General features: G+C 69.3%; 3 protein-coding genes. 1 reads left to right on the top strand and 2 read right to left on the bottom strand.

Translation table 11 applies throughout. From position 1 onward, the window contains the following. Positions 1 to 584 precede the first annotated feature (584 nt). Complete coding sequence (gene trpS / locus CCL05_RS40395) at positions 585 to 1,625, top strand: tryptophan--tRNA ligase (protein ID WP_086565566.1); 1,041 nt, start codon at positions 585 to 587, stop codon at positions 1,623 to 1,625. Between the two features lie 45 nt (positions 1,626 to 1,670). Here the strand turns inward: trpS and proC are convergent, their stop codons facing one another. Together proC and CCL05_RS40385 are read right to left on the bottom strand one after the other, a co-directional pair. Continuing rightward, complete coding sequence (proC, locus tag CCL05_RS40390) at positions 1,671 to 2,483, bottom strand: pyrroline-5-carboxylate reductase (protein WP_086565565.1); 813 nt, start codon at positions 2,481 to 2,483, stop codon at positions 1,671 to 1,673. Between the two features lie 118 nt (positions 2,484 to 2,601). Continuing rightward, positions 2,602 to 3,337 (bottom strand): ABC transporter permease (locus CCL05_RS40385; protein WP_107400582.1); only part of this gene is annotated, 736 nt, incomplete at its 5' end.

Genomic DNA, 3,337 nt, shown 5'->3' with positions numbered 1-3,337 from the left:
TATCAGATCTTTTTCTCGACCCGATTTCCTCGGTGCTTTCCAGGTTCCCGCTTCCGCGTTTCCCTTTCCGGCGTTTCTGACTCTATCAGATCCTTTCGGGCCCGATTCCCCGTCAGCGGGGTTTGTCTTCGCGGCTGTTGGGCCGTTCCGACGAGTGAGACTTTAGCGGATTCCCCTGCTCCCGAGCCAATCGGGGGCCGCGTCCTTTCGAACGGGGATTCCTCATTCCGTAAATACACATGCCAATGAAACGACGACAGGGCTACTGCACGTCGAGAGTGGTTGGTACCTGCGGAGTGGCTGTCCGGGGACCGACCGGAGTCGGCGCTCACGTCGGACAACTCGGAGAACACTACGGATCGGGTCTGGGCGTGTCAACTCAAGGGCGGACGGCACTCCGGGGGCGTAGCCTGAGGGGCATGACGACGCGTACGTGTACCCAGCTGTGGTGGGCCGCCTGACGGCGGCCGTCCTCACGTATGCACTCAACGGCCGCCGCTTCGGCGGCCGTTCTTGTTTCTCCCTCCAGAACCACCGGGGGGCGGCCGCCGGGGCGGCGGTCCCGGCCAGGAGGTGGAGGAGAGATGACACGGGTCTTCAGTGGGGTCAAGCCGACGGGGCATCTGACGCTGGGGAACTACCTGGGAGCCATGCGGCGGTGGGCTGCCGTCGACCAGTACGAGGCCGATGCCTTGTTCTGCGTCGTCGATCTGCACGCGCTGACCGTGGACCACGATCCCGCGCGGGTGCGCAGGCTGAGCCGGCAGGCGGCGACCTTGTTGCTGGCGTCCGGCCTGGATCCGGAGCTCTGCACGTTGTTCGTGCAGAGCCATGTGGACGAGCATGCGCGGCTGTCGTACGTGCTGGAGTGCGTGGCCACCGACGGTGAGATGCGGCGGATGATCCAGTACAAGGAGAAGGCCGCGCGGGAGCAGCGGCGGGGCGGGAGTGTGCGGCTGTCGCTGCTGACGTATCCCGTGCTGATGGCGGCGGACATCCTGGCGTACGGGGCCGATGAGGTGCCCGTCGGGGACGACCAGGTGCAGCACGTGGAGCTGACGCGGGATCTGGCGGTGCGGTTCAACCAGCGGTACGGGCATACGTTCGTGGTGCCTCGGGCCACGCGTCCGGGGGTGGCGGCGCGGGTGATGAACCTGCAGGACCCGACGTCGAAGATGGGCAAGAGCGATGACGTCGGGCCGGGGATCGTCTATCTGCTGGACGAGCCGGACGTGGTGCGGAAGAAGGTCATGCGGGCCGTGACCGACAGCGGCCGGGAGGTCGTGTACGACCGGGAGGCCCGGCCCGGGCCGGCCAATCTGCTGGAGATTCTCGCCGCGTGCTCGGGTGGCAGTCCTGAGGAGCTGAGCGGTGCGTACACGTCGTACGGGGACCTGAAGAAGGACACCGCTGAGGCTGTGGTCGAGGTGCTCAGGCCCGTGCAGGCGCGGCACAAGGAGTTGTGCGCGGATCCCGGATATGTGGAGCGCGTGCTGCGGGACGGTGCGGAGCGGGCTCGGGGGATGGCCCGGCCGACGGTGGATGCCGCTTATCGCGCGATCGGGTTGCTGCCTGCCGTGCCGGAGGCGGCGGATGCGGGTGGGGCCGCCGTGCTGAGGGCGTGAGGTGGTGCGGGCGTCGGGGCGGGCCGTCCCCGACGCCCGCGGTGCTCAGCTGTTGTTGCCGGAGGCCAGGGCGCGGCTGCGGTCGCGGGCGGCTTCGAGTGCTGCGATGAGGGCGGCCCGTACGCCGTGGTTCTCGAGTTCGCGGATGGCGTTGATCGTCGTGCCGGCGGGGGACGTGACGTTCTCGCGGAGCTTGACGGGGTGTTCGCCGCTGTCGCGGAGCATCGTCGCGGCGCCGATCGCGGACTGGACGATCAGGTCGTGGGCCTTGTCGCGGGGCAGTCCGAGGAGGATGCCGGCGTCGGTCATGGCTTCGACCAGGTAGAAGAAGTAGGCCGGGCCGGAGCCGGAGAGGGCCGTGCAGGCGTCCTGCTGGGACTCGGGGACGCGGAGCGTCTTGCCGACGGCGCCGAAGATCTCCTCGGTGTGGGCCAGGTGGGCGACGGTGGCGTGCGTGCCGGCGGAGATGACGGACATCGCCTCGTCGACCAGGGCGGGGGTGTTCGTCATGACGCGGACGACCGGGGTGCCGGGGGCGAGGCGTTCCTCGAAATACGCGGTGGGGATGCCGGCGGCGCCGCTGATGACCAGGCGGTCGGCGGGGACGTGGGGGACGAGTTCGTCGAGGAGGGTGCCCATGTCCTGCGGTTTGACCGTGAGGATCAGGGTGTCGGCGATCTTCGCGGCCTCCGGGTTGGTGACCGGAGTGACGCCGTAGCGGGTGCGGAGTTCTTCGGCTCGTTCCTGGCGGCGGGTGGTGACCAGGAGGTCGGCCGGGGTCCAGCCGGCTCGGATCATTCCGCTGAGCAGGGCTTCGCCGATCTTGCCGGTGCCGAGGACTGCGACTTTCTGGGTCATGGCGCGGGGTGCCTCCGGGGGTGCGTCGTCCGGCGTCCATCGTCGCATCGGGGAGGGGCCGGCGGCTTGCGTGTCCGTTGGGCGGGATGCCGGTGGCGCCCCGGGCGGTGCTGCCGGCTCAGGCCGTCCTGCGGCGTAGGGTCGCCGCGCCCAGAACCAGGACCAGCACGGCGCAGCCGGCGACGATCAGGGTGTCGCGTACGAACGTGGCGGTCATGTCCGTGTGGCGCAGGACCTCGTTCATGCCGTCCACCGCGTAGGACATGGGGAGGACGTCGGAGACGGCTTCCAGGGCCGGGTGCATGGCGTCGCGGGGCGTGAACAGGCCGCAGAGGAGGAGCTGGGGGAAGATCACCGCCGGCATGAACTGGACCGCCTGGAATTCCGAGGCCGCGAAGGCCGAGACGAAGAGGCCGAGGGCCGTGCCGAGGAGGGCGTCGAGGAGGGCCACCAGGAGGAGGAGCCAGGGGCTGCCGGTGACGTCGAGGCCGAGGAACCAGACCGCGAGGCCCGTGGCCAGGGCGGACTGGATGATCGCGAGGGTGCCGAAGGCGAGGGCGTAGCCGGCGATGAGGTCGCCTTTGCCGAGGGGCATGGCGAGGAGGCGTTCGAGGGTGCCCGAGGTGCGTTCGCGCAGGGTGGCGATGGAGGTCACCAGGAACATCGTGATCAGCGGGAAGATCCCGAGCAGGGACGCGCCGATGCTGTCGAAGGTGCGGGGGCTGCCGTCGAAGACGTAGCGCAGCAGGAACAGCATCACGCAGGGGATGAGGATCAGCAGCGCGATGGTGCGGGGGTCGTGGGTCAGCTGGCGCAGGACGCGGGTGGCGGTGGCTGTGGTGCGGGAGGGGGTC

The sequence above is a fragment of the Streptomyces africanus genome (genome assembly GCF_002150735.1).
GTDB lineage: Bacteria > Actinomycetota > Actinomycetes > Streptomycetales > Streptomycetaceae > Streptomyces > Streptomyces africanus.
The sequence above is the reverse complement of the archived record's forward strand: the minus strand, read 5'-3'. Positions and strand labels throughout refer to the sequence as shown.

Excerpts from the sequence above, each read along its gene's own strand:
- trpS (WP_086565566.1), top strand. The coding sequence starts at position 585 with ATGACACGGGTCTTCAGTGGGGTCAAGCCGACGGGGCATCTGACGCTG.
- proC (WP_086565565.1), bottom strand. The coding sequence starts at position 2,483 with ATGACCCAGAAAGTCGCAGTCCTCGGCACCGGCAAGATCGGCGAAGCC.